This is a genomic window from Asticcacaulis sp. SL142, from assembly GCF_026625745.1.
In the GTDB taxonomy this organism is placed as follows: domain Bacteria; phylum Pseudomonadota; class Alphaproteobacteria; order Caulobacterales; family Caulobacteraceae; genus Asticcacaulis.
The window spans coordinates 2,931,277-2,955,517 of the sequence record NZ_CP113061.1; the positions used below are offsets into that span (position 1 = coordinate 2,931,277).

The following is a 24,241-nucleotide window of genomic DNA, read 5'->3' on the forward strand; positions in this document are numbered from 1 at the left end:
ATGGATGTTACATAAGTCCTAATCCCAAAAAGGAAAGAGGTAAAATGAGTTAATCCTCATTTTTTATGACATTTTTATAAGAACAGCTTGGCCCAGTTGCGGGCTTCGCGGGTCTTCCAGGCGCCGCGGTGATAGGCGTCCGAGGCGATCAGCGGCACGACCGTTGTCGCTTCTGCGAAGACCATTTGTTCAAAGGTGGTGTCGACCTTACCCCATGAAGCGGCTTCCTTGAGCGTCGAGGACGAGCAAGCGCCGTCACGCACGTCAGCGACCGTGATCTGCACCGCATATTTGTGCATATCAGCTTCGACGCCGAGGATTTCGGCGCAGACGACGGTGTCCTGAGCAAAGTTCTTCGGCACGCCGCCGCCAACCATGAACAGGCCGGTGGTGCCCGCGGCGATCTTGATGTCGGTCAGTTCGCGGAAGTCGGCGACCGCGTCGATCATCAGGTAAGGCCGCTTGGCGGCGATGCGCTCTTTCTGGTGCTTTACCAGACCGAAACCGGCGGATGAGTCGACAAAGGCCGGGCAGAAGATCGGCACATTGTTCTCGTAGGCGGTCTGGATCAGTGAGCCGGGCTTTTTGGCATTGCCTTCCGACAGCCACTTGCCCATTTCCCAGATGAACTCACGCGAGGAATAGCCGCGCGGCTCAAGGCGATTGCAGATTTCCAGAATCGTGTGATCGCAGGCCTGAAGCTCTTCTTCGTCGATATAGGTGTCGTAGATGCGGTCGATATAGTTGTCGCGCAGGACATTGTCGTCCACCTGACCGGCGGCCTGATAGTGCTTGAAGCCGAGGGCCTCAAAGAAGTCCATGTCGACGATCGAGGCGCCCGTGGCCACAACCGCGTCGATCATGCCGAACTTCACCATGTCGCGGTAGACGTGCATGCAGCCGCCAGCCGAGGTCGAACCGGCCAGGATCAGCCAGGGCGAGCAGGCCTTGTCTTCGAGGGCCATGTTGAAGATATCGGCGGCGCGGGCAGTATCGCGCGACGAAAACGACATCTTGCGCATGGCATCAATAATCGGGCGCGCGTCGAACGCGGTCATATCGACGTGCTCAACCGTTTCAGCGAGCAGGGCGGCTTTGGTGTTTGCCATTCTTTTGTTTTCTTGGGGGGTATCAGCGTTCATCTCTTGGTCCTTTGAGAGGAGATTAAGGTGGACGCCCGTCATTACATCATGGGTGAAATCAGTTTCCCCCATGCGCCCCCTTCCCCTTGCGGAGAGGGAGTGCCCGTAATCCCCCAGACGGCGCGATGGGGAGGCAAATTCAAAAACTGCGGCCCCTATAGAGCAAAGGGGCCGCATTGGCAAATCAAGGTTTCATTACGTTTTAGGATCGTCCTTCATTGGGCCGTACATGACCTGTGTGGCGTGTTCTATGTCTTCTTCTGTAGCGACTGTTCTACGTGAGGGGTTGAAAAAGTTTTTAAAAAACCAAGACAGGGCAAAGAAGTTTATTGCACCTATACCAAGAACGGCAAGGCAGCTAAGGATGCCTAAAAAGTCATCAGGCTGGAATCCATGCTGAACGTAACGAAGCAAAGCGAAAAGTGTTATAACTCCGCCTATAGAAAGCCATAGGTAGAAAAAAACCTTAAATAAGGATTTTACGCCAAATACAATGTACGTATGCAGCGGTTTCATCGCTTAGCCTACTTACTCCGCTTCTTGCCGCGTTTGCCGCCCTTGGGGCGGTTCAGGCGCACGACCTTATTGTCTTCATAGGTGTCATAGGCGCTGCGGGGAGTCGAGATATGGCGCGGGCCAAGGCCAAACAGCGACGCCATCGGCGCATCGTCCATGAACACGGTATCGGTCTGGCCATAGCCATTAAAGCCGGTCGCCATAGCCACGCCGTAAGCGCCCAGCATACCTATTTCGATATAGTCGCCTTCGCGCACATCGGCCGGCAGCCAGAACGGCCCCGGCATGTGGTCGATGGAGTCACAGGTCGGGCCATAGAAACGGAACGGGCGCAGTTCACCCTCAGCGTCAGTGCCATCGGCACGCACCAGTTTGACCGGGAACGGCCATTTGGCGTGGGTGGCGTCAAACAAGGTGCCGTAGGAACCGTCATTGAGGTACAGGGCATCGCCCTTGCGCAGTTCAACGCGGGTCAGCACCGAAGTTGATTCTGCCACCAGCGAACGACCGGGTTCGGCCCACAGCTCAGTAGTTTCGTGCACCTTCATGTCCTCAAAGGCGCGGTCGATGACATCCATATATTCAGCCAGAGCCGGGGGCACCATGCCGGGGTAAACCGACGGGAAGCCGCCACCGACATCGACGATATCGGCAAACACACCTGCCCGCACCAGTGAGCGCGAGGCGGCAGACATCGCCGCCGCATAGGCGGTCGGGCGCATACATTGCGAACCGACATGGAACGAAATGCCCATCAGGTCTTGTGTCGCCTGACGGGTGGCCAGCAGCAGGGCTGGGGCTTCGTGCGCCTGAGCGCCAAACTTATTGGTCAGCGGCAGGTTCGAGCCTTCGCCGGAGGTCGCCAGACGCACGATCAGGTTCAGATCCTTGGCATTGCCGGTGGCGTCCAGAATCTTGCGCAGCTCATCATGGGTATCGAGGCTGAAGGTGCGCACGCCATAGTCAAAATAGGCACGGGTGATGGCTGTTCGGCTCTTGACCGGGTGCATGAAGGCGAGGCGCGCTTCGGGGGCAATGGAGCGCACCAGTTCGACTTCGCCGAGTGAGGCCACATCGAACGACGAAATCCCCGCATCGTGCAGGGTTTCAATCACCCACGCTGACGGATTTGCCTTAACGGCATAAAAGACATCGCCTTTAAAATTTGCCTGAAACCATTGGGCCGCGACGGAAACAGCAGCACGTCGCACCATAGCGACGGGACGTTCCGGAGACTGCTTGCGGACCAGGTCCAGGGCCGTAGGGAAGATTTCCATCCACAGACACCCAAGATAAAGTTTAAACCCAGACCGACGTTAGCAGAGTGTTTCTCTAGTCTCATGCCAGATACCTTATCAACGTATCTGGACCCACATGAGACCGCATGTTTCGGGGTCCGCCGGAAGCGCGGAATATATAGATATAGGCCCCGGTGTAAAGGGCTGAAATGTGAAGTTTCATATAACGATGTTATTCAATTAACCCTATGATCCGCTTTTGAAAGTTCGCAGGTTTTGGCCCAAGTTTTCGATGTAGCGCGGTGACGCTTTTGGCGGGCTGATATACCGAAGTGGTTGCCAAAAGTACAAAACTTGGGCAAGGGTAGGGACGTTAATCATTTGGTGACGCTGTACAGTGAACGACAGCGTGGTTTTGCGTGGAATTTGGGGGTATAAATATGCCGCAGCCGCTGGTCGAGGTGAGCGCTGTCTCCAAAACCTATACGATCAAGGCCGACGGTGCCAAACCGCGCGGAACGCTTAAGGCCCTCAACAATGTCTCCTTCACCATGGATAAGCCTGAGCGCATTGCCCTGATCGGGCCGTCGGGCTCAGGCAAATCAACGCTTTTGCGCTCGATCGGTGGTCTGCTGATTGATGATGCATCCAGCGGTGAGATCAGGGTCATGGGGCAGGCCATTCAGTCAAAAGGCCGTCTGGCTGCGAATGTCCGTCAGGCGCGCATGAATCTGGGGATGATCGCGCAACAGTTCAATCTGGTCGGGCGGCTGTCGCTATTTACCAATGCTGCCCTCGGCCATCTGGGTAAGATGGGTGGCCTGCGCGGCTTTTTCGGCCTGTGGTCCAGGGATGAGAAAATGGCGGTAATGCGCGCTCTGGATCATGTCGGGGTGGCCTCAAAAGCCAATCAACGCGCCAATACCTTATCCGGCGGTCAGCAGCAGCGCGGCGCTATTGCGCGTGCCATCGTTCAGGACGCCAAGGTCATTCTGGCTGATGAGCCGGTGGCCTCGCTTGATCCCGTGACCGCGCGCAAGGTCATGGAACTGCTGGTCAAGGTCAATACTGAGGACAAAGTCGGCGTGATCGTCACCCTGCACCAGGTTGACTATGCCAAACGCTATTGTGACCGGATACTGGCGCTGAAGGATGGGGTTATCGTCTATGATGGCCCTGCCGGGGGCCTGAGCGGAGATAAACTTAAGGAAATCTACGGCGCCGAGATTGAGGACGCCTATTGGGAAGGAACTGTGTCGTGATGATCCGTCGCAAACAGATTGTGGGGGCCCTGATCGCCCTGATGGGGGCGGGTGCTGTGGGGCTGTCGGCCTGCTCCAAACCCGAGGAGACGACCACTAATCCTGAAATTGCGTTCTCGGTGCTGTCGGTCGAAAAGGCGCAGGACCTTGAGAAGCTGTGGACGCCGCTGTTTGAGGATATGCGTAAGGAAACCGGCCTGAATATCCGTCCGTTCTATTCGTCGAACTACACCACCCTGATCGAGGGGATGCGCTTTAATCAGGTGCAGGCGGGCTGGTTCTCCAATGCCGCCGGGCTTGAGGCCATCCGCCGGGCCGAAGGCGAGGTCTTTGCTCACTCGACCTATCCGGACGGGGTCGAAGGCTATACTTCGGTTATCATTGTCCCCGCCAAATCGACGCTGACGGCGGATCAGTTGCTGACATGCGATAAGACGCTCGATTTTGGCATGGGCGATGTGAAGTCAACGTCGGGTACGCTGGCACCGCTGACCTATTTCTTCCTGCCCGCGGGCAAGGAGCCCAATACCTGCTTTAAGAATGTCCGCTCCGCTTCCCACCAGGCCAATATCGAAGCGGTGGCCGCTGGTGTTATCGATGCGGCGACCAATAATTCGACCGCCTTGTGGGAACTGGAAGAAACCAATCCGGAAAAGTTCAATAAGATCAAGGTGATCTGGAATTCGCCGGTTCTGCCCAATGATGTGCTGATCTACCGTAAGGATCTTGATCCCGCCGCCAAGGAAAAGCTGCGCTCGTTTTTCCTCACCTATGGTACGGGCGAAGGTGCCGAGGCCGATCGTCAACGGGCGGTATTGCGGAAACTGTATTTCGGTAATTTTAAGCCGGACGACAATAACCATTTTATTCCGGTACGTTTGATGGAGGCTACCCAGGCCTTGCAGCAGGCCAAAAATGCCGGGGATGCGGCGGCGATAGACAAGGCTCAGGCCGCATACGATGCTATCAAGGTCGAAGAGGCTGCCTATATCAAAAAAGCGCCGCCGGTTCAGGCTAAGGCGGATGCGTCCGCGTCGGTTCAATAAGAGAGCCTAATGTCCAAAACGCCTGCGTCTGACCAAGCCTCCCTGAATATGGCCACCTTGGCCCCGCCGCAAACCTCGTTTTCGTCGCGCCTGATTACATATGGCGGCTGGGCCGTGCTGATATTTGTGCTTGCAATTAGTTTCAAGGCTGTGGAGATGGATAATCTCCCTAAGCTATTTACCAATTCTGCCAACACCCAGACTCTTTTAAAAGAGTACATGCATCCCGACTTCTCGGACTGGCGCAACTATGTCGATAAGATGTGGTTGACGATCCAGATTGCCATCTGGGGAACGGTGGCTTCCGTCATTATGGCTGTACCGTTTAGTTTGTTATGTGCCTCAAACATAGCCCCGCAGTGGATCGTGCAGATCGCCCGTCGCCTGATGGATATCTTGCGCTCGGTCAATGAACTGGTTTTGGCTACATTATTTCTCGTAGCAGTTGGGCCTGGCGCTTTGGCGGGTGTTTTGGCGTTATCGTTGCACAATGCCGGGGTTTTGGCCAAGCTGTTTTCCGAAGCGGTCGAAGCGATTGATAAGGCTCCGGTCGAGGGCGTGCGCGCCACCGGCGGCAATCGCCTGCATGAAATCGTCTGGGGGGTGTTCCCGCAGGTCGCACCCCTATGGACCTCGTTTGCGCTGTACCGCTTTGAATCGAGCGCCCGTTCAGCCACGGTGCTCGGCCTGATCGGGGCGGGCGGCATCGGGCAGGTGCTGTTCGATAATCTGAACAGCTTTGATTATGCGCGCACCTCAGCCATTGCGATTGTGATCGTTGTGGCCGTTACCGCCATCGATTTCCTCTCGCAGGCGATCCGAAAGCGTCTTTTGTGACTCAATTGTCAGCCAGGGGTACGGTAAGCTTTCATTCTAACGTCATATTACAAGGGTAGAACCCGTTTCATCAGGAGACTTCCATGAAAAAGATCATTTTGGCCGCTGCCGCTTTGGCCGCCTTTGCCGTCGCCGGTTCCGCCTCTGCGCAGGCCTCGCGCGATTACGTCTGGGCCGCTGGCTCATCGACTGTGTTCCCGTTCACCACCCGCGTCGCTGAAAACTATGGCCGCAAGAGCGGCGCCAAGGCCCCGAAGGTTGAATCTTTGGGTACCGGTGGCGGTTTCAAGGCCTTTTGCGCCGGTATTGGCGCAGGCACGCCGGACATCGCCAACGCCTCACGCCCGATGAAAAAGTCGGAATTCGACGCCTGTAAGGCCAAGGGCGTCAACGATATTCTGGAAATCAAGATCGGTTACGACGGCATCGTTATCGCCACCGCCAAGACGGGCAAGGACTATGCTTTCCGCGATGTCGATTTCTATCTGGCCCTGTCCAAGGATGTGCTGCGCTACGGTCAGTATGTGAAGAACCCTTATAAGGGCTGGCATCAGATCAATCCGAACCTGCCCAAAAGCAAGATACTGATGTACGGGCCGCCCACCACCTCCGGTACGCGCGATTCCTGGAACGAACTGGCGCTCGAAGCCGGTGCCGCCAAGTTCCCGGCGCTGAAGGCGCTCAAGGCTTCGGACGAGAAGAAGTTCAAGGAAATGGGTTCGGCCATTCGCGAAGATGGCGTGTGGGTCGATTCCGGTGAAAACGATAACGCCATCATTGGCACCCTGACCAAGACGCCGGGCGCTCTGGGCGTGTTCGGTTACTCCTTCTACGAAGAAAATATGGATAAGGTGAAGGTGGCCACCATCAACGGTGTGGCCCCGACCCCGGAAACCATCGCCACCGGCAAATATCCGGTGTCGCGTTCGCTCTATATCTACGTCAAAAAGGCCCATATCGGCGTGACGCCGGGCCTTGATGCCTTCATCAACGAATATGTTTCGGATGCGGCGACGGGTAAGGGCGGTTACCTGCAACAGCGTGGTCTGATCCCGCTGCCGGCCGCCGAACATGCGGCCATCAAGGGTGGCATCAAGACTTTGAAGCCAATGGCGCGTCCTAAGTCGTGAGCGCGACTTGAGCTTATAATTAAAGCCGTCCCTGCCGTGTGGTGGGGGCGGCTTTTTTCTGTGGCTGGTTTTTGTCACGAAACTGTCATATGAAGCGGCCTCACTCACGGAATCGCTGCCCTATGTATAAGCCGCTTTTGTCTCTCTGCGCTGCCGCTCTGGTCGCTATGTCGCCGGTTTCAGCCTCAGCGCAGATGCAGCGTGACTATGTGTGGGCGGCGGGGTCATCGACCGTGTTTCCGTTCGCCACGCGCGTGGCTGAATATTACATGCGCAAATACGGCACCAAGGCCCCCAAGATCGAATCGCTCGGCACCGGCGGCGGCATCAAGCTGTTCTGCTCAGGCTTGGGCGGCCATACCCCGGACGTTGCCAATGCGTCTCGGCCCATGAAGCCGTCCGAGTACGAGATGTGCCAAAAGAACGGCGTGGGGGAAATTATAGAGCTTCAGATTGGTTATGACGGCGTGGTCATTGCCATGAATAAGCAAAACCCTGACTACGATTTCCGGCTGGATATGCTTTATCTGGCCCTGTCGAAGGATGTGCTGCGCTACGGCGCGTTCGATCCCAACCCCTATGTGCGCTGGAGCCAGATTTCGGCGGGTCTGCCGGATCGCAAGATACTGGTGTACGGCCCGCCGTCAACATCGGGTACGCGCGATGCCTTTGTGGAACTGGGCATGGAAAGCGGCGGGGCAGCCTATCCGCTGCTCAAGGACATTAAGGGCCGCAATGAAAAGCGTTTTAAGCAACTGACCGGCTCGATCCGCGAAGATGGCCGCTACGTCAATGCCGGTGAAAACGACAATGCGACCTTAAGCGTGCTGACCAAAACGCCGGATTCGCTCGGTGTATTCGGCTATTCCTTCTATGAGGAAAACAAAGACAAGGTGAAGGTCGCCAAGGTTGACGGTGTGATGCCCACCCCGCAGGACATTGCCTCAGGGCGTTACCCGCTGGCCAGGTCTTTGTTCATCTACGTCAAGAAGGCGCACTTAAAGTTCGTGCCGGGCCTTGAAGGCTACATGAACGAGTTCGTGTCAGATGCCGCCGCCAGTAAGGCCGGCTACCTCAAGGGGCGCGGGCTGATCGCGCTCGATGACAGCCTGCATGATAAGGTCAAGCAGGCTGCCCGCATGCAGGTGGTGATGAGCGCGCCTGAGAGCCATTAGCAGGTGTTATTCATGGAAGTAGAATTTACAATAGTAATGACCAAACATGGAGCGGAGCTTTCAGTGAAAAATACTGAAACCGCAGACCAATTTGATGACTATCTAACTGAAAAATGCGGCATTACTACATACTTAAAGCCAATTGATGATGGAATGATATTTGGCTTTGGAGAAATGTATACAGCTGATCAAATTCAGTCCTTGGTAGAAAAATTTAATCAAACGTCGACGTGAATTTTGAAAGGCTCATCGCCTCATCGAAATTCAAGCAAAAAATTTCATAACGTTGTTAAATCGCACAAAATTAAGCCGTCTTCCGTCGTTTGCGGATCGGATTGAGCGCCTTAAGCCGTGTCCAGATGCGGGCTTTTTCCGGCTGGGGCAGGGGCTGGAGATTGCGCACAAACTCTTCGGCGCAGGCCCTCCACGAAAACTTCTCGGCATAGGCGCGCACGTTTTTCGGGTCGAGCGTTAACGCCTCTTCGATGGCGATTTTCAGGTCATCATTAATGACACCGGCATTTGAGCCCGGAATGATGTCGATCGGTCCATGGGCCGGGAAGGCCGCCACCGGCGTGCCGGTCGCCATAGCCTCAAGGATCACCAGCCCAAAGGTGTCGGTCAGAGAAGGGAACACAAAGACATCGGCATCGGCATAGGATCGCGCCAGTTCGTCACCGAAACGCGGGCCGGTAAAGACGGTCTTGGGATATTTGACCTTAAGTTCTTCAAGCTGCGGGCCGCCGCCGACAATCACCTTGGTGCCGGGGACATCCAGCGACAAAAAGGCTTCGATATTCTTTTCGACCGCCACACGCCCGACATAGGCCATGATCGGCCGGGGCAGATCACCATAGATGGGCTCAAGGTCAGGACGGAACATGACGGTATCGACACCGCGCGTCCACGGGGAGACGTTTTTGATGCCGTGGGCTTCAAGATCCTTTTGCAGGGTCGGTGTCGCCACCATGACCCGGCCTGACGGCTTATGGAACCAGCGCATATAGGCATAGCCAACGCTTAGCGGCAGCGGCAGGCGGGCGGAGACATATTCCGGGAATTTGGTGTGATAGCTGGTGGTAAACGGCAGGCCCCACTCCACGCACACCCGGCGCGCGGCCAGCCCTACCGGGCCTTCGGTGGCGATATGAACGGCATCGGGGGCGTACATCAGGATGCGCTCGCGCACCTCTTCGTAGCAGCCGAGCGCCAGCTTGACTTCTTTGTAATCAGGCCAGGAAACGGTTTTGAACTCATTGTACTGAATGATTTCAAAGTCATGACCCAGAGCGCGACATTCGTCGAGCGTGCGCTTCAATGTGGTCACGACCCCGTTGACCTGGGGTTCCCATGCATCGGTGGCCAGCAAGATACGCAAGGCTTTAAGCTTCCCTCTCACCCGAAATGAACACGACGACGAAGATAGATACAGTTTGTAACATCACGATGTCCCCCGTCGTATAGCTTAAGATGATCCGCTATGTCAGAGTTATTTCTCATATTTACGACATAGGGTAGACTGAAAATGCGCATAAAGCGGCAGTTGCGTGTGAATTTGTTGAAATGCAAGCTTGCCACACCGCGCAAATGCCTTATTTAGAAAGGATAAGCCAAGGTTTGCACTGCACAATATGTAAATTTAGCCGCGACATCGGTATAATGTGGTACAAGCCCTAAAGAAAGTTGTTTCAAAGAACTGCCATGAGCGATCGCCGTAAAGACATGCCCGTTAAGGATCCGGCTTCGAAGGATGTGACCCCGCGGGACACGCCGAAGTCGCGTCGTACGCGGTTGCAGATTCTCGACACCTCAATGCGGCTGTTTGCCGAACTTGGCTATGACCGCGCTGGTAATGCCGCCATCGCCGAAGCCTGCGGCCTGACGCGCGGGGCGATGCTGTATCATTTTCCGACGCGTGAAGCTCTGGTTGAGGCGGCGGCCTGGCATATTCACGCCGCTCGCGAAGCTATGTTCGAGGCTGAGGCCGCCAAGCTTAAACCGGGGCAAGACGCGCTTGACGGGGCCGTAGATGCCTATTGGCGCCTGCTGTCGTCCGTGCCGTTTTCGGCCTTTCTGGCGCTGGAGCGCGCGGCCCGTCAGGATGCCGACGTCGCCAAGGCCATTCGTCCGGCTCAGGAAGCCTTCGATCAGGGCGCCATGGGCAATGCCACACCGGGCTTTATCACGGCGGGGATCGATGCCCGCTTTCAGGCCAGCCGCGATCTGGCGCGCTTTGCCTTGGACGGCCTCCACCGTGCGGCCCTGACCTATGATCAGCCCGAACGGGTTGAGAACCTGATCAACGTCATTAAGCGCGCCCTGCATATGCTCAACCGTAAGGGCGATGTGCATGATCTTTGGGTTGATTAAGCCCTCACAGGTCATCGAGTTTTGGCGCGAAGCCGGGCCGCAGGCATGGTTTGCCAAAAACGATGACTTCGATGCCCGCTTTACGGCCTTTTGCCACGATCTGCATATGAAAGCGGCGGCGCGCACGTTGGATGGCTGGACGCAGACAGCGGACGGTACACTGGCGCTGCTGATCCTGCTTGATCAATATCCGCGCAATGCCTTTCGCGGGACGGCCCATATGTTTGCCACGGACCCGCTGGCGCGCACGGTCGCGGACACAGCCATTGCCGCCGGTCAGGATATGGAGATTGAGCCCCTGCTGCGCGGTTTTGTCTATCTGCCGTTTATGCATTCAGAAGACCTTGCTGATCAGGAACGCAGTGTGGGGCTGAATGAGCCTCTGGGCGGGGACAGTCTGGCCTACGCCATTGAGCACCGCGATATCATTGTCCGGTTTGGGCGCTTTCCCCATCGCAACGCGGTGCTGGGGCGCGAAACGACGCCGGAAGAAGCGGCGTTTCTGGCTGACGGCGGTTTTGCGGGCTGAGAAACGGCTGGCCTCAACGGGGCATAGCTGGTATTTCCGGCCCCTTTCCTAATCAGACCCTGTGGCTCTCATGCGTTTCCTGCTCCGTTCCAAAATCCACAATGCCTATGTGACCGAAGCCAATCTGGCCTATATCGGTTCGATCACCATTGACGAAGACCTGATGGACGCGGTGGGCCTGTGGGAAGGTGAAAAGGTATTGGTGGTGTCCAACACCTCTGGCGCCCGGCTTGAAACCTACGTCATTACGGGTGAGCGCGGATCGGGCAGGATCGCCATGAATGGCGCGGCGGCGCACCTGATCGCCGAATCCGAGCAGATCATCATCATGGGTTTCGAATTGACCTCGGAGCCGATTGTCCCCAGAGTCGTACTGGTTGACCGTGAAAACAAGCTTGACCGGTACCTGTCGGAAACGCCCTCGACGATTCTGTAAAGCCACACCCGCCACAGGGGAATTTAGGCGATCCCAAGCCCTGTCAGGCCTGGCTCAAGCGCCCACAGGGTTATGCACCGCGTTAGGACTTTTTTAACCAAAAACCGTTTGACGAAACGGCCCATCAGGCCCCATATTTGGTTCGGGCAGTTGGGGTCGGCACTAGATATAGTGTTAACGCTATGGTCTTCGTGGGCTCCGGGCTGGAGCGATTTTTGCTTATCTGGGTGAGTTATATGTCCGTAAATGATGCCGTCAAACGTGAATCCGTGCCGATGATGAAATCCTTTATGGATGTGCGCCCCAAGGCGCGCGCCGAATTCAAGCTTGTAAAACAGGTGGTTACCGATCCGTCGCGCGATGCGGTATTGACTGACTTCGGCAAGAAGACCCTCGATGACCGCTACCTGATGCCGGGCGAAGGCTATCAGGATATGTTCGCGCGTGTGGCCACCACCTATGCCGACGATGCCGAACACGCCCAGCGCATCTATGACTATATTTCGCAATTGTGGTTCATGCCGGCCACGCCGGTGCTGTCGAACGGCGGTGCGTCGCGCGGCTTGCCGATCTCGTGCTTTCTGAACTCGGTACCAGACAGCCTTGAAGGCATTGTTGGCACCTGGAACGAAAACGTCGCTCTGGCGTCGAACGGCGGCGGCATCGGCACCTATTGGGGCGGCGTGCGCTCCATCGGTGAAAAGGTCAAGGGCGCCGGTCAGACATCAGGTATCATCCCCTTCATCCGCGTGATGGATTCGCTGACACTTGCGATCAGCCAAGGCTCTCTGCGCCGCGGCTCGGCGGCGGTCTATATCGACATTCACCACCCTGAAATCGAAGAATTCCTCGAAATCCGTAAGCCCTCAGGCGATTTTAACCGTAAGGCGCTTAACCTGCACCACGGCATTTCGATCACCGACGAGTTTATGGAAGCGGTGCGCGACGGCAATCCGTTTGGTCTGCGCTCGCCTAAGAACAATGAGGTCATCAAGTTCGTCGATGCCCGCGCCCTGTGGCAAAAAATTCTCGAAATCCGCATGCAGACGGGCGAGCCCTATCTGATCTTTGCCGACACCGTTAACCGCGCCATGCCGCAGCACCAGCGTGAGCTGGGCCTGAAGGTGCGTCAATCCAATCTGTGTGCCGAAATCATGCTGCATACCGGTGCCGACCATCTTGGTCGCGACCGTACTGCGGTGTGCTGCCTGTCGTCGGTCAATGCCGAGACCTTCCTTGAGTGGCGCGATCATCCGCGCTTTGTTGAGGATATCATGCGCTTCCTCGACAACGTCCTTGAGGACTTTATCCAGTCGGCACCCAATTCTATGGAAGCGGCGATCTATTCCGCCCAACGCGAACGCTCAGTGGGTCTGGGCTTGATGGGCTTTCACTCCTTCCTGCAATCGCAAGGGGTTGCGTTTGAATCGGCCATGGCCAAGTCGTGGAACCTGCGCCTATTCAAGCACCTGCGCCGCGAAGCCGATAAGGCGTCGGTCAAACTGGCCGAAGAGCGCGGTCCCTGCCTTGATGCCGCCGAGCGCGGCGTCATGGAGCGCTTCTCGCACAAGCTGGCCATCGCGCCGACCGCGTCGATCTCGATAATCTGCGGTGGCACTTCGGCGGGCATTGAGCCGATCCCGGCCAATATCTATACCCATAAGACCCTGTCGGGCTCATTTGCGGTCAAGAACCCGTACCTTAAGGCGCTGCTGGCAGAAAAAGGTCTTGATACGCTCGAAATCTGGGATTCGATCGTTGAGCACGAAGGCTCGATTCAACATCTGGATGCCTTAAGCGCCGATGAGAAAGACATCTTCAAAACCGCGTTTGAAATCGATCAGCGCTGGGTGGTTGAGCTGGCGGCTGACCGCGCGCCTGAAATCTGCCAGTCGCAATCGCTCAACATCTTCCTGCCCGGCGATGTCGATAAGTGGGATCTGCACATGCTGCACTGGACCGCGTGGGAGCAGGGTGTCAAATCGCTCTATTATCTGCGCTCCAAGTCGGTGCAACGGGCGGCGTTCGCCGGCGGTGAGGCTAAGGCGGCTAGCGTTTCGATGATTGATGCCGCCAAGACTGACTATGAAGAGTGTTTAGCGTGTCAATAAAGTCGTGGGGTCGCAGACCCCACACCACATAACAAAAAGCAAGAATCCCCGAAGGGCCGTCCCGAGGGGATTTTTTCGTTATTGACCCATCTCAAAGTATTTTGGCCCGAAGGGCCATAAACTTTGAGATGGGATCATTTCTTCATATCTATGATTTTGAGTGCGATCGGGCCGAGGATCACCAGAAACAGCACCGGCAGGAAGAACACGATCATAGGTACGGTCAACTGCGCAGGCAGGGCAGCGGCCTTTTTTTCCGCGGCCGACATGCGCATCTCGCGGTTTTCCTTGGCCATGACCCGCAAAGCCGACCCCAGAGGGGTGCCGAATTTCTCAGCCTGAATCATAGCCGTACATACCGATTTGACACCGGGATGATTGGTGCGGCGTGATAGGCCTTCATAGGCCATACGCCGTTCTGGCAGGTAGGATAGTTCTGCCACCAGCAGGGATAATTCTTCGGCCAACTCGATTGAACTTGCGCCGATTTCCTGAGACACTTTCTGAATAGCGCTTTCGACGGACATACCGGCCTCGACGCTGATCAGCAGCAAATCGAGCGCATCGGGAAAGGCCGCCACAATCGAATCCCGGCGCTTTGAGGCCAGATTCTGGATATAAATATTTGGCGCATAATAGCCGGCGACCAGTGCGCCGACGATAATCAAAAGCTTAATGTTTGGTTGAAGCGTGCCCGGATTGATCACCAGCACATAAAGCGCCGCGGTTGCCGCCAGTACAAACGGCATGACAAAGCGGAAGAAGTAAAAGGTCGAAATCGGGCGTGGGCCACGAAACCCGGCCATAGCCAAACTATCGACCACCTTTGGGTCTTCCAGCAGGGTTTTGAGGTTCAGCCGTTCCACAATTTGTTTGTAGAGCCCCTCATCCCGTTGGCGCAGACCAGAGTCCTTGTTTATATTCAGGCGCGACTGGCGACGCAGTTCGTCGCGGCGATGGGCGACGGCCTTCATCCGCTTATCTAGTTCCTGACCGGTAATCAGGCTCTTGCCGATGGTCAGGCACGTAAAGAACACAAGCACCGCCACCCCGATCGCGATCAGGTTGCCTGGTTCCATTATGAGGGCGGCAAATTCGGTCATGATTTACATCTTGAAGTTAATCATCTTGCGCATCGACAAAATGCCGAGCAGCATCCACACCACACCCGCCGCCAGCATCATCTGGCCGCGCGGATCAGTGAACATGATACGAATATAGTCAGGCTTCGACAGGAAGATCATGACCGCCACCCCCGGCGGCAAAGAGCCGATGATCGCGGCCGAGGCAATGGCTTCGGATGACAGGGCCTTAACCTTTTCGCGCATCATCTTACGGGCGCGCAGGACGGACGACAGATTGTTGAGCGCTTCGGCCAGATTGCCGCCGGTCTTTTGCTGGATGGCCAGAACAATGGTGAAGAACTTAAGCTCCGCCGTCGGAATACGCTCATACATGATATCGAGCGCTTCGATAATGGTGCGGCCGCCACCGATATTATCGACCAGTCGCTGAAACTCAGGACCCAGAGGGGCGGCCCCTTCGCGGGCGATCACCTTGATCGAATCGTGAATGGGCAGGCCCGATTTGATGCCGCGCGTCAGAATGTCGAGGGCGTCCGGGAAATCACGGGTGAACTTTTTCTGACGACCGCCGGCCATAAATCCGAGTACCCAGCGTGGCAGACCGTAGCCGGCGGCAAAGCCCGCACCCAAGGCCACCAAGGCATTGGGTTTCAGCAGAAATACACCGACCGCGCATACCACTCCTAATACGCCACTAATGATCCAGAACCGCGTCAGGTTCGGCGTAATACCGGCATGGGTCATACGGGCGGTCAGGGTCAGGCGGGCCTTACGTTCTTTGCGCTCTGACTCTTTAAGTTGCAGCATAATCTGCTTGCGGCGTTCTTCGGGCGTGCGGTTCTGGCTTTTCTGGCGCTTGGCACGGGTCGGGTCAGCGGCGGCAATCGCCTGTGCGCGTTTGGCGGCAACCTGAGAACCATCGCCGTCCGCCGTCAACACATAACCCAGGCTGGCCAGAATGATGAAGCTTAGAAAGGCGATGAGCAGGGTCATCAACATGGGATTACTCCGCCGCGTCCAAAGCTTCAGCGAGTTCGCGCTCAAGGCCGTAATAGCGGGCGCGGTCCCAGAAGCGCGGGCGACCGATGCCAGTGGAGCGGTGGCGGCCTATGATCTTGCCGTCCTTGTCCTCGCCTTCGATCTCATAGACAAACAAATCCTGGGTGATGATGACATCGCCTTCGAGGCCTAAGACTTCGGTGACATGGGTGATCCGGCGTGAGCCGTCACGCAGACGGGCGGCCTGCACAATAATATCAATCGAGCCGACGATCATTTCGCGGATGGTACGCGACGGCAGGCCGTAGCCGCCCATGGTGATCATCGATTCCAGCCGCGAAATCGCTTCCCGAGGTGAGTTGGCGTGCAGCGTGCCCATCGATCCGTCGTGACCGGTGTTCATGGCCTGCAGCAAATCGAACGCTTCGGGGCCACGGACTTCGCCGACGATAATGCGCTCAGGCCGCATCCGCAGACAGTTTTTAACGAGGTCGCGCATCGAAATCATGCCCTGACCCTCAAGATTGGGCGGGCGGGTTTCAAGGCGCACGACGTGCGGTTGCTGGAGTTGCAGTTCGGCGGCGTCTTCGCAGGTCACGACCCGCTCGGTCGGATCGATGAACGCCGTCAGCGTGTTAAGCAGGGTGGTCTTGCCCGAACCCGTACCACCGGAAATGAGGATATTACAGCGCGAGGCGCCAATGACGCCCAAAACGCGCGCGCCTTCGGGACTGATGGATTTGAACTCCACCAGATTGCGCATGGTCAGCTTGTCTTTTTTGAACTTACGAATGGTCAGCGTCGGGCCATCGAGCGCCAGCGGTGGCGCGATGACGTTAACCCGCGACCCGTCCGGCAGGCGGGCGTCACAGATGGGCGAGGATTCATCAACGCGGCGACCGACCTGAGAGACGATCCGCTGGCAGATGTTCATCAGTTGCTGGTTGTCGCGGAAACGGACATTGGTCAGTTGCACCTTACCGCCGACTTCAATGAACACACGCTGGGCGCCGTTGACCATAATATCGGCGATATCATCACGCGCCAGAAGTGGCTCCAGCGGCCCGTAACCCAGAACATCGTTGATGATGTCCTGAATCAGGTTGTCCTGCTCGGACACCGACATGGACACATTTTTGATGGCGACCAGTTCGGCAACGATATCGCGGATTTCTTCGGCGGCGGCCTTATGATCCAACTGTGCCAGTTGGCTCAGGTCAATTGTATTAAGTAGGGCGTTGAAAATGGCCGTCTTGGTGGCGTGATAGTAATCGGATTGTTCACGCACGATCTCGGTGACCGCCTGCGCCTTATGCAGTTGATCAAGGCCTTGCGCGAGTTTAGCGGTCGCGGGGACGGTTTCACGTTTTTCAGGTGCCGCGTCCGGCTTGCGAACAGGCTTTTCGGGCGCTGTGGCTTTTTCCACAGAGGGTTTTCCGCCCAAAGCTTGGGTGCGTGTGGCCGCAGGTTCCGGCGCAGGCTTGGGCTCGGCCACAGCCACGGGGGCGCCTGCCGCCGAGGGTGTGGGCTTGCTGCCGAAGCCGGTCTTTACCTGGTCGCCGGGACGCTTTCCGAACACTTAAAGGCTCACTTCCTGAACAGCTTGGCGAAAAGGGACTTCGGGGCTTTGACCTCGACCTGGCGGCCGGTAAGCATCGCCGTCAACTGGGTCATGGCCTCATGCACTTTTGAGGTCGGGGCACATTCGGCAATCATCTGACCGTTGTTGGAGGCCTGACCGAACAGCTTGGCATCAAAGGGAATCACGGCGGAAGGCGTCAGGCCAATGGCGGCGGTGAAATCCTTAACCGGAATTTCCGGACGGCCCGGCATGTCGGTCTGATTGAGCACCAGCTTAGGGGCGGCGTCATTGGGGCGGTAGGTTTTCAGGAGGTCGACAATGTTCTTGGCATTGCGCAGTGACGCCAGATCGGGTGTCGCCACAATGACCACATCGTCAGCCGTAATCAGGTTTTTCTTAAGCCACGGCGTCCAGACATGGGGCAGATCCATGACAATATAGGGGGCGGATGAGCGGATTTTACGGGTCACGTCCTCATAGGCGTCTTCGCCGGCAGTATAGTCCTGATCGAGCGACGCAGGGGCGGAAAACAGTGACAGGCGCTCTCCGCACTTGGTCAGCATCCGGTCGAGCAGCACCGAATCGAGGCGGTCGGGCTCATTGAGCGCATCGGCCATGCCCTGCAACGGGTCCTGATTGAAATCGAGACCGGCGGTGCCAAAGGGTAGGTCGTAATCGACAATGACCGTGTTGGCCTGAAGGCTTTCCGACAGGTTGTAGGCAAAATTGTGGGCCAGTGACGATGATCCGGCCCCGCCGCGTGCACCGACAAAGGCAATCGCGCGTCCGATAAACGGGGTATCAGGATCGGTAAACAGTGACGCGATGGCCTTGATGACTTGCAGCGGCTGTACCGGTGCCACCATATATTCGCTGACGCCCTGACGCATGAGTTCGCGGTAAAGCTGGATGTCGTTGTGGGCGCCGATAACCACGACTTTGGTGCCGGCATCACAAACCTGAGCCAGATCGGTCAGTTCGTTCATCAGGTCGCGGCCACGCGAATGGCTTTCGACGATGATTAGCGACGGGGTCGGTTGATCGCCATAGGTATGGATGGCTTCGGCAACCCCACCCTGGCGCACCATACACTGGGCGCGGGTCATGCGGCGGTCAGCGGATACGGTCTCGCACACCTGAGCGCTGTCGTCAGATTCCAGAAAGAAATGGATGCCGATGCGCGGGATCGATACGGTGTCGTAATCGTCATCATCCATGAACGGATTGATCGCCGCCGCGGTGTAGGCTGCCGGTTGTGCCTGAGATTTCAGTGGCATCAGGGATTCGTCTGCAAACGGATCAACAATGCCATTGCGGGTAGTGCTCTCAACGCGGGATAAGGCTTGGGGGGCCAGTTCAACCGGGCGGTCAGGCGTAATCAGATCAAGATCGCCGTCATAGGATTCGTCGAAAGCATAATGCGATGTCGCCCCCGCTTGCAGGGTCAGGCTTTCGTCAAAGCTGCCGAACGGATCGGGCGTGCCGCTGACGCCGCCAAAGGCATCATCGTCGAAGGGGTCTTTTATGCGGCTGTCGGGTTTTATATAGCTGACAGACTGGGGTTTCACAGACATGATTGACTTACCTTACTTGACCGCGTCGGAAATGGCCGAAGCGGCGGCGGCATTATCGGCAGAGGAAGTGACTTCGCCCTTACGGTATTTATCGATGACGGTGGTCTTACGGCCCGCATCGGCAGGTGTCGTGGCGACCGGTGTAGCGATATCGCGCGGGTCAGCAATCTGAGCTGCCATATTAGCCGTGACGGCGCAGCCGAAATTGCTGTGTGGGGTGTTGCTGGCCGTGCGCGACAGGTTCTCCCACGACCGGTTGCAGTCAAGGTTACGGGCGCGGTAGCTGACCAGCGTCAGCGAGACGATATCGGCGGGATGTTCCGTCACGGTGCGGTAGCTGACTGAGCGCGGATCGACGCCCTGTGCCACCAGATAATCAGTGACCAGTCGGCCATAGCCTTCCGACGTGGGGCGCGGGCCGGTGGTGATGATGATGTCGGTCGCCGCCGCGCGCGTGCTCAGCTTATCGAGTGCGGTCATCTGATTGATCGACAGGCGATCCACCGAAAAGCGCAAATGCACCGGCGCCTCTTCGCGGGCTTCGGCGTCTAAGCTGTATTGTGAGGTTGGCAAAAGCGGGGCCACTGCAGTCGGCTGCCCATCACTGGCGCAGGCGGTGAGGGTGATGGCACCAAGAATAATCGCCGGGAGTGATAGGGTTTTCATCCTGATCTCCTACTCGATCACATAGCCAACCGGCGCCTGATAGGCGGCACCGGAAGGGGCAGACGATTGCGGATGGCCACCGCGATCCTTGATGACCTTGTTCATATTGCCGATAAAGGCGGTGGACAGGTCGTGGGCAGCCTGAAGATTATCGGCCGGGGTTTGCAGGGAATCAGGCTGGGTCGGGGACACCAGATAAGGCGTTACAATCACAACCAGTTCGGTTTCACGGTTCAGAAAGTCGCGCGACCGGAACAGGGTCCCGATGACCGGCAGGGTGGTCATGCCGGGCAGGGCATCAATCGCCTGGCGATATTCCGATTGTAGGAGGCCCGCGATCATCAGCGAAGACCCGGAGGCCATTTCAACACTGGTCTCAACCCGGCGCACGGAGATAGCGGGCACACTTAAGGTATCGGTGATTGAGATCGATCCGTTGGCGGACAGTTCAGACACTTCGGTCGACAGTTTAAGCGAAATGCGGCCGCTGGACAGCACGACCGGCGTGAAGCCTAAGCCCACACCGAAAGGCTTGAACTCAACTGACACGCGGCCCTGATTGTCCTGACCGGTTGGCACAGGGAATTCACCACCGGCCAAAAACTTGGCGGCTTCGCCCGATACGGCGGTCAGGTTCGGTTCGGCCAGGGTGCGCAACAGGCCGACGCGTTCGAACGCTTCGATAGTAGCATCGACGCCGCTCAAGCCCGTGGTATTGGGATCGGTCTTGACATAGTTGCCCGCCGCGCCGCCCGATAAGGTGCCGTTGATGCTGTAACCGGGGCTGTTAGAGAAGGTGAAATTATCGCCACCCAGCCGTCCGATAATGGCATTGGTATCAAAGCCCAATTGTTTGATGGTTGAGCGCTGGACTTCGGCCACGCGCACCTTAAGCATCACCTGATCCTGCCCGCGGATGGACAGCATATTAATCACGTCTTCGGGCTTGGTCACGAAGGAGGCGGCCAGACGCTGTATCTGTTCGGCCTCACCATTGCTGGACACCAGACCGGACAACAGAATCTTGCCATTAAGGCTCTGGGCCTCGACCTTAGCGCCGGGGAACAAGCGCGAAATCGTGTCGCTCAACTGATCGGTCGGCGCATCGACGCGGATATTGAGGTTGAGGATCTGACGGCCCAGACCGTCAAAGAAGATGGCGTCAGACTGACCGGGTGCCACGCCCAGCACGAAAATGCGCTTAGGCGTTTTCAGCACGGCATCAGCCACGGCGGGGTTGGACACGAACACATCGCGCGCTTCGACCGGCAGATCGACAATGGCCGAGCGGCCCTTGGGTAGGTTGAGTACCTGAGATTTGACGTTGCCGCTCTGGGTCGTGACCCCAAGGCCCGATTGGGCAGACGCCGAATGACCGGCGCAGACGAGAGCTGCGGCGGCCATGAAAGCGGTAATCGTGAAGGGTTTCAACTTATTCATCGGGCGACTGAGACCTCCGATGCCTGACCGTTGCGGAAGACGCGCACGGTGTTGGTGGCCATCTGCGTTTCCTGAGAATTTACCCGCCCGCTGGCACCCCCGGCATCAGCATATGAGCGCAGCATCAACGACAAAGACCCCTGAGAGCGGGCCAGAGCCAGAGCCTGACCATCTTCGGGGCTAAGCTCCAGTGTGGCGGTAGCACCGATGACGGTTTGCTGATCGGCAGCCGCCTGAAGGTTCTGATCGATGGCCAGAACCTTGATATTGCGCAGGACCGGCTCAACCACCTGCAGGTTGCCGCCGCCGTTAGGGCGCTGGATTTCGCGGCTGACCATGATGTCAACGCGGTCGCCCGGCAGCACAAAGCCCGCCGCGGCATTTTCAGCCGAAATCGGCACCGCCATGGCGCGCTTACCGGATTCCAGCATAACCGCCATGAAGCCGCCTTCGTCGGCGCGCACGATTTTGCGGTCGGTGATCGGCTCGTTCTTGGTGATCTCTTCGCGCACGACGCCGTTGAGGTAAGCTTCCATGCCTGCCGTGGGGGCGAGGGCCTTTTCGGCGGCGTCACCGGCTTTTTTAGCGGCGGTTTTAACCTTGGCCTCGACCTTGGTTTCTTCTTCGGGCGGCAAGGGCGTGGTGACGTGGCCATCAGTGACATAGGCGGGCGTCAATGAGGCCTCGGGCCATTCCATCCAGGTCAGGTCGGCTTCGGCCAGACGTTCACCGGGCTTGAGATCGCGGGCGGCGACCAGAACCTTGACGGTCGGCACCTGCACAGCGGCGACCGCGACCTGAGCCGAGGCAGCTTTCGAGCCCTTACCGGCGACCAGTCCGCGCACGACAAAGGCCAGCAGTAGGGCTGCAATCGCAGCCACCCCGAACACGACGATGCGTGATGCCTTCATGAAGTCTATCCCTAGTTTGCCCTTAGTTCCCCTTGGGCTGTGGACCGAGCTATGGCGCACAGGTGAATCAATTCAGATTGACCATGTCTTAAGGTTGGTTAACGTCTGCCTAAAGAAAGACGGCGATACGTTAATTTCTTAATTTGATGGTGTTTTTCGGCTGTATCTTAAGAACCTCCCCTGTTGCGGGGGAGCCTCTCCTCCCCACGCGTGGGGAGGTGTCGAGTTTACGACACGGAGGGGTACGGACGGCCATATACCCCTCCGTCAGCCTTAACAGGCTGCCACCTTCCCATAATATGGGGAGGAGGATTACAGCCCCGCCAGTTTGAATAACGCGCCGCTGGGGGCGGCCATAAGGGCCCCCGCAAAGATCGCGACCCCATAAGGTATGCCGCCCTTATCGGTCATCAGGCGCTGCTGCCATCCGGACATGGTGTCGGTGTGGCGTTTAAACAGCTTGCGCAGGATCAGGAAAACCAAGGTCAGTGCCCCGCCCATCAGGGCGACATAGAACACGAACGGCAGGGCGGCACTCAGGCCCAGCCATAAACTGGCCGCCGTCATCAGCTTGGCGTCGCCGCCGCCCATCCATCCGGCCGCGAACATGCCCATACCCGCCAAAAGCACGATAAACGCCAGTAAGGTATGAAGGCCGATCATAACCGGGCTCAGACCCAGCAACAAGGCGGCCGGATAAAAACCGCCGGCCAGAATAAGGCACAGGCGGTTGGAAATGGTCATGGTGCGCAGATCGCTGATCGCCGCCCAGATCAGGCAGGCCGGAAAGATAAGGAGAAAGACAATACCAGCGATCATCATCGAGTTCATAAGGGGCTTCTCAGAAATTACGGATCAGTTGATATATCTATCCGTTGAAGATTTACTTAAGATGGCGGGTTTTCGGGCGTTTCACTTGTTTCGACTGGAAGCGAGTCTGAAATGAAAGAAAAAATACCATTCGATTTATTAATTACGGCACCAATTGCCGTGAATATCCCTAAAGCAATTATTGCCGCTATTAGTCCATATTCTATGGCTGTTGCACCGCGATCATCACGAGTGAATTTAGTGATCATGAGGCCTTCTCTGTCAATTGAAAGCAGGAGTGCGCCGCACACGCCTATAAAGCAAAGGCCGCAGACACCTGCGTATCTGCGGCCCCACCAACTATAGATGTAGTCGCTATTAGGTGGCCGGAGTTTCAGGTGCAGCGGCTTCGTTGCCTGGCAGAGCGTCTTCTACGCTTTGGAACGTATCTTGAAGCTTAGTGCTCATTGTGCCCAGAACCGTGATCAGGGCTACGGCGATAAGGGCAGCGATCAGACCATATTCAATGGCTGTAGCGCCGGATTCGTTCTTGGCGAAAGACTTTACAAACTTGATCATGAGGAAGTTCCTTAAAGGTTAGATTTGGAGTTGTTGATCCATTTACTTGTTTCGGGGCCCTGTAAATGGGTCAATGTCTCCCGAACACGAGATTGAATTTAGCGCAGCGTGATTAATTGCGAGTAAATAAATAAGATTTTTGCAAAATTTTCTATAGTTAACAGGTGTTTACTATGAAGATCTATTAATCTTAATTTCCATTAAACATGTTTACGCATGAATTAAATCGTATTTTTCGTGTTAATATTACATTTAGTATTTTTAAATATTTTTTGTTTACCCTTTTTCTAAACCGGACGCTTAGGGGTTCGGGCTATTATCACATCACGCGCCCACCCGAAGGGGGGCCTTTTTGAGACCAGAATGGAGTCTTATATGACCCGTAAACTTAAAGCGGCCCTATCTGTGTTTGGTGTCTGCGCCCTTATGGCGGCGGCTCCGGTGCAGGCGGCGCAAAAGCTTCAGATCGAAAAGAACCATGCCACCCGCATCGCCTTATCGGCGCCCGCGGGCAATGTCATTGTCGGCAATCCCGATATCGCCGATGTCACCGTGGTCGATACGCGCACTATATTCATCGTCGGGCGCAGCTTTGGACGCTCAGGCGTCACCATCACCGATAAGTATGGCCGGGTGATCTTTGACGGCGATGTCGTCGTGGCTCAGGCCTCAAACGCCAAGGGCGTCGTTACCGTCTATAAGGGCTTGAAATCGTCATCGGTCGTTTGCGCCGCCACCTGCCAGACCCAGGACGATATGTCAGGCGTGGTGAGCTCCACCGAAGTGGCCTCGGTCCCATAAAC

25 protein-coding genes are annotated in these 24,241 nt (G+C 56.7%); 11 read left to right on the forward strand and 14 right to left on the reverse strand.

What is annotated here, in order from left to right:
• Positions 1-74 precede the first annotated feature (74 nt).
• The 3 genes from OVA03_RS13325 to OVA03_RS13335 all read right to left on the reverse strand — a co-directional run bounded on the left by OVA03_RS13325 (position 75) and on the right by OVA03_RS13335 (position 2,935).
• Positions 75-1,142, reverse strand: coding sequence for a 1,9-bis(guanidino)-5-aza-nonane synthase (locus OVA03_RS13325; protein ID WP_267525395.1), 1,068 nt, complete (start codon positions 1,140-1,142; stop codon positions 75-77).
• 195 nt (positions 1,143-1,337) lie between these two features.
• Positions 1,338-1,658, reverse strand: coding sequence for a hypothetical protein (locus OVA03_RS13330; RefSeq protein WP_267525396.1), 321 nt, complete (start codon positions 1,656-1,658; stop codon positions 1,338-1,340).
• Positions 1,659-1,666: 8 nt separating this feature from the next.
• The gene (locus tag OVA03_RS13335) at positions 1,667-2,935 is read right to left on the reverse strand and encodes a type III PLP-dependent enzyme (protein WP_267525399.1); all 1,269 of its coding nucleotides are present in this window, start codon (positions 2,933-2,935) and stop codon (positions 1,667-1,669) included.
• Positions 2,936-3,336: 401 nt separating this feature from the next.
• Between OVA03_RS13335 and OVA03_RS13340 the strand changes: the two genes are divergently transcribed.
• The 6 genes from OVA03_RS13340 to OVA03_RS13365 all read left to right on the forward strand — a co-directional run bounded on the left by OVA03_RS13340 (position 3,337) and on the right by OVA03_RS13365 (position 8,580).
• Positions 3,337-4,158, forward strand: a complete 822-nt coding sequence (locus OVA03_RS13340; protein ID WP_267525401.1) for a phosphonate ABC transporter ATP-binding protein — start codon at positions 3,337-3,339, stop codon at positions 4,156-4,158.
• Positions 4,158-5,204 carry a phosphate/phosphite/phosphonate ABC transporter substrate-binding protein gene (gene phnD / locus OVA03_RS13345; RefSeq protein WP_267525402.1) on the forward strand — a complete coding sequence of 349 codons (1,047 nt, stop codon included), beginning with the start codon at positions 4,158-4,160 and terminating at the stop codon, positions 5,202-5,204. Before OVA03_RS13340 ends, phnD begins: the two co-directional genes overlap by 1 nt.
• 9 nt (positions 5,205-5,213) lie before the next feature.
• The gene (gene phnE, locus OVA03_RS13350) at positions 5,214-6,041 is read left to right on the forward strand and encodes a phosphonate ABC transporter, permease protein PhnE (RefSeq protein ID WP_267525404.1); all 828 of its coding nucleotides are present in this window, start codon (positions 5,214-5,216) and stop codon (positions 6,039-6,041) included.
• An 83-nt stretch (positions 6,042-6,124) separates the two neighbouring features.
• Positions 6,125-7,171, forward strand: a complete 1,047-nt coding sequence (locus OVA03_RS13355) for a substrate-binding domain-containing protein (RefSeq protein ID WP_267525406.1) — start codon at positions 6,125-6,127, stop codon at positions 7,169-7,171.
• Between the two features lie 122 nt (positions 7,172-7,293).
• Entirely contained in the window at positions 7,294-8,346 is a 1,053-nt protein-coding gene (locus OVA03_RS13360; protein ID WP_267525408.1) for a PstS family phosphate ABC transporter substrate-binding protein, read from the forward strand.
• Between the two features lie 12 nt (positions 8,347-8,358).
• Positions 8,359-8,580 carry a hypothetical protein gene (locus OVA03_RS13365; protein WP_267525410.1) on the forward strand — a complete coding sequence of 74 codons (222 nt, stop codon included), beginning with the start codon at positions 8,359-8,361 and terminating at the stop codon, positions 8,578-8,580.
• Between the two features lie 70 nt (positions 8,581-8,650).
• Here the strand turns inward: OVA03_RS13365 and OVA03_RS13370 are convergent, their stop codons facing one another.
• A complete protein-coding gene (locus OVA03_RS13370; protein ID WP_267525412.1) occupies positions 8,651-9,724 on the reverse strand; it encodes a glycosyltransferase family 4 protein in 1,074 nt (357 codons plus the stop codon).
• A gap of 323 nt (positions 9,725-10,047) precedes the next feature.
• On the opposite strand from OVA03_RS13370, the gene OVA03_RS13375 reads away from it, so the two are divergent.
• From OVA03_RS13375 to OVA03_RS13390, 4 genes are all read left to right on the forward strand, one after another.
• A complete protein-coding gene (locus OVA03_RS13375) occupies positions 10,048-10,716 on the forward strand; it encodes a TetR/AcrR family transcriptional regulator (RefSeq protein ID WP_189484483.1) in 669 nt (222 codons plus the stop codon).
• On the forward strand, positions 10,697-11,245 hold the full coding sequence (locus OVA03_RS13380) for a DUF924 family protein (protein WP_267525415.1): 549 nt from the start codon (positions 10,697-10,699) through the stop codon (positions 11,243-11,245). Before OVA03_RS13375 ends, OVA03_RS13380 begins: the two co-directional genes overlap by 20 nt.
• Before the next feature lie 70 nt (positions 11,246-11,315).
• Complete coding sequence (panD, locus tag OVA03_RS13385; RefSeq protein WP_267525417.1) at positions 11,316-11,681, forward strand: aspartate 1-decarboxylase; 366 nt, start codon at positions 11,316-11,318, stop codon at positions 11,679-11,681.
• Positions 11,682-11,971: 290 nt separating this feature from the next.
• A complete protein-coding gene (locus tag OVA03_RS13390; protein ID WP_420710508.1) occupies positions 11,972-13,792 on the forward strand; it encodes a ribonucleoside-diphosphate reductase subunit alpha in 1,821 nt (606 codons plus the stop codon).
• A 134-nt stretch (positions 13,793-13,926) separates the two neighbouring features.
• On the opposite strand, the gene OVA03_RS13395 is transcribed toward OVA03_RS13390, so the two are convergent.
• The 10 genes from OVA03_RS13395 to OVA03_RS13440 all read right to left on the reverse strand — a co-directional run bounded on the left by OVA03_RS13395 (position 13,927) and on the right by OVA03_RS13440 (position 23,438).
• Positions 13,927-14,895 (reverse strand): type II secretion system F family protein, encoded by a 969-nt coding sequence (locus tag OVA03_RS13395; RefSeq protein ID WP_267525421.1) that lies wholly within the window; start codon positions 14,893-14,895, stop codon positions 13,927-13,929.
• A gap of 3 nt (positions 14,896-14,898) precedes the next feature.
• Complete coding sequence (locus tag OVA03_RS13400) at positions 14,899-15,876, reverse strand: type II secretion system F family protein (protein ID WP_267525423.1); 978 nt, start codon at positions 15,874-15,876, stop codon at positions 14,899-14,901.
• A gap of 4 nt (positions 15,877-15,880) precedes the next feature.
• Positions 15,881-17,455, reverse strand: a complete 1,575-nt coding sequence (locus OVA03_RS13405; RefSeq protein WP_267525425.1) for a CpaF family protein — start codon at positions 17,453-17,455, stop codon at positions 15,881-15,883.
• Between the two features lie 8 nt (positions 17,456-17,463).
• The gene (locus tag OVA03_RS13410) at positions 17,464-19,032 is read right to left on the reverse strand and encodes a cellulose synthase operon protein YhjQ/BcsQ (protein ID WP_267525427.1); all 1,569 of its coding nucleotides are present in this window, start codon (positions 19,030-19,032) and stop codon (positions 17,464-17,466) included.
• Positions 19,033-19,044: 12 nt separating this feature from the next.
• Positions 19,045-19,698, reverse strand: a complete 654-nt coding sequence (locus tag OVA03_RS13415) for a CpaD family pilus assembly lipoprotein (protein WP_267525429.1) — start codon at positions 19,696-19,698, stop codon at positions 19,045-19,047.
• 9 nt (positions 19,699-19,707) lie between these two features.
• On the reverse strand, positions 19,708-21,138 hold the full coding sequence (locus OVA03_RS13420) for a type II and III secretion system protein family protein (protein ID WP_267525431.1): 1,431 nt from the start codon (positions 21,136-21,138) through the stop codon (positions 19,708-19,710).
• Positions 21,135-22,049, reverse strand: coding sequence for a Flp pilus assembly protein CpaB (gene cpaB, locus OVA03_RS13425; protein ID WP_267525433.1), 915 nt, complete (start codon positions 22,047-22,049; stop codon positions 21,135-21,137). The genes OVA03_RS13420 and cpaB overlap by 4 nt, the downstream gene beginning before the upstream one ends.
• A 312-nt stretch (positions 22,050-22,361) precedes the next feature.
• Entirely contained in the window at positions 22,362-22,880 is a 519-nt protein-coding gene (locus OVA03_RS13430) for an A24 family peptidase (RefSeq protein WP_267525435.1), read from the reverse strand.
• Positions 22,881-22,936: 56 nt separating this feature from the next.
• The gene (locus tag OVA03_RS13435; RefSeq protein WP_267525437.1) at positions 22,937-23,128 is read right to left on the reverse strand and encodes a Flp family type IVb pilin; all 192 of its coding nucleotides are present in this window, start codon (positions 23,126-23,128) and stop codon (positions 22,937-22,939) included.
• Between the two features lie 109 nt (positions 23,129-23,237).
• The gene (locus OVA03_RS13440; RefSeq protein ID WP_267525439.1) at positions 23,238-23,438 is read right to left on the reverse strand and encodes a Flp family type IVb pilin; all 201 of its coding nucleotides are present in this window, start codon (positions 23,436-23,438) and stop codon (positions 23,238-23,240) included.
• Positions 23,439-23,813: 375 nt separating this feature from the next.
• Here OVA03_RS13440 and OVA03_RS13445 point away from each other — a divergent pair, with 375 nt between their 5' ends.
• The gene (locus tag OVA03_RS13445) at positions 23,814-24,239 is read left to right on the forward strand and encodes a pilus assembly protein N-terminal domain-containing protein (RefSeq protein WP_267525441.1); all 426 of its coding nucleotides are present in this window, start codon (positions 23,814-23,816) and stop codon (positions 24,237-24,239) included.
• The last annotated feature ends 2 nt before the right edge of the window (positions 24,240-24,241 follow it).

What these genes read in the sequence shown, in the direction of transcription:
- OVA03_RS13325 (WP_267525395.1), bottom strand. Translation starts at nt 1,142, where the DNA reads ATGAACGCTGATACCCCCCAAGAAAACAAAAGAATGGCAAACACCAAA.
- OVA03_RS13330 (WP_267525396.1), bottom strand. Translation starts at nt 1,658, where the DNA reads ATGAAACCGCTGCATACGTACATTGTATTTGGCGTAAAATCCTTATTT.
- OVA03_RS13335 (WP_267525399.1), bottom strand. Translation starts at nt 2,935, where the DNA reads ATGGAAATCTTCCCTACGGCCCTGGACCTGGTCCGCAAGCAGTCTCCG.
- OVA03_RS13340 (WP_267525401.1), top strand. Translation starts at nt 3,337, where the DNA reads ATGCCGCAGCCGCTGGTCGAGGTGAGCGCTGTCTCCAAAACCTATACG.
- phnD (WP_267525402.1), top strand. Translation starts at nt 4,158, where the DNA reads ATGATCCGTCGCAAACAGATTGTGGGGGCCCTGATCGCCCTGATGGGG.
- phnE (WP_267525404.1), top strand. Translation starts at nt 5,214, where the DNA reads ATGTCCAAAACGCCTGCGTCTGACCAAGCCTCCCTGAATATGGCCACC.
- OVA03_RS13355 (WP_267525406.1), top strand. Translation starts at nt 6,125, where the DNA reads ATGAAAAAGATCATTTTGGCCGCTGCCGCTTTGGCCGCCTTTGCCGTC.
- OVA03_RS13360 (WP_267525408.1), top strand. Translation starts at nt 7,294, where the DNA reads ATGTATAAGCCGCTTTTGTCTCTCTGCGCTGCCGCTCTGGTCGCTATG.
- OVA03_RS13365 (WP_267525410.1), top strand. Translation starts at nt 8,359, where the DNA reads ATGGAAGTAGAATTTACAATAGTAATGACCAAACATGGAGCGGAGCTT.
- OVA03_RS13375 (WP_189484483.1), top strand. Translation starts at nt 10,048, where the DNA reads ATGAGCGATCGCCGTAAAGACATGCCCGTTAAGGATCCGGCTTCGAAG.
- OVA03_RS13380 (WP_267525415.1), top strand. Translation starts at nt 10,697, where the DNA reads ATGATCTTTGGGTTGATTAAGCCCTCACAGGTCATCGAGTTTTGGCGC.
- panD (WP_267525417.1), top strand. Translation starts at nt 11,316, where the DNA reads ATGCGTTTCCTGCTCCGTTCCAAAATCCACAATGCCTATGTGACCGAA.
- OVA03_RS13390 (WP_420710508.1), top strand. Translation starts at nt 11,972, where the DNA reads ATGGATGTGCGCCCCAAGGCGCGCGCCGAATTCAAGCTTGTAAAACAG.
- OVA03_RS13395 (WP_267525421.1), bottom strand. Translation starts at nt 14,895, where the DNA reads ATGACCGAATTTGCCGCCCTCATAATGGAACCAGGCAACCTGATCGCG.
- OVA03_RS13400 (WP_267525423.1), bottom strand. Translation starts at nt 15,876, where the DNA reads ATGTTGATGACCCTGCTCATCGCCTTTCTAAGCTTCATCATTCTGGCC.
- OVA03_RS13410 (WP_267525427.1), bottom strand. Translation starts at nt 19,032, where the DNA reads ATGTCTGTGAAACCCCAGTCTGTCAGCTATATAAAACCCGACAGCCGC.
- OVA03_RS13415 (WP_267525429.1), bottom strand. Translation starts at nt 19,698, where the DNA reads ATGAAAACCCTATCACTCCCGGCGATTATTCTTGGTGCCATCACCCTC.
- OVA03_RS13420 (WP_267525431.1), bottom strand. Translation starts at nt 21,138, where the DNA reads ATGAATAAGTTGAAACCCTTCACGATTACCGCTTTCATGGCCGCCGCA.
- cpaB (WP_267525433.1), bottom strand. Translation starts at nt 22,049, where the DNA reads ATGAAGGCATCACGCATCGTCGTGTTCGGGGTGGCTGCGATTGCAGCC.
- OVA03_RS13430 (WP_267525435.1), bottom strand. Translation starts at nt 22,880, where the DNA reads ATGAACTCGATGATGATCGCTGGTATTGTCTTTCTCCTTATCTTTCCG.
- OVA03_RS13435 (WP_267525437.1), bottom strand. Translation starts at nt 23,128, where the DNA reads ATGATCACTAAATTCACTCGTGATGATCGCGGTGCAACAGCCATAGAA.
- OVA03_RS13440 (WP_267525439.1), bottom strand. Translation starts at nt 23,438, where the DNA reads ATGATCAAGTTTGTAAAGTCTTTCGCCAAGAACGAATCCGGCGCTACA.
- OVA03_RS13445 (WP_267525441.1), top strand. Translation starts at nt 23,814, where the DNA reads ATGACCCGTAAACTTAAAGCGGCCCTATCTGTGTTTGGTGTCTGCGCC.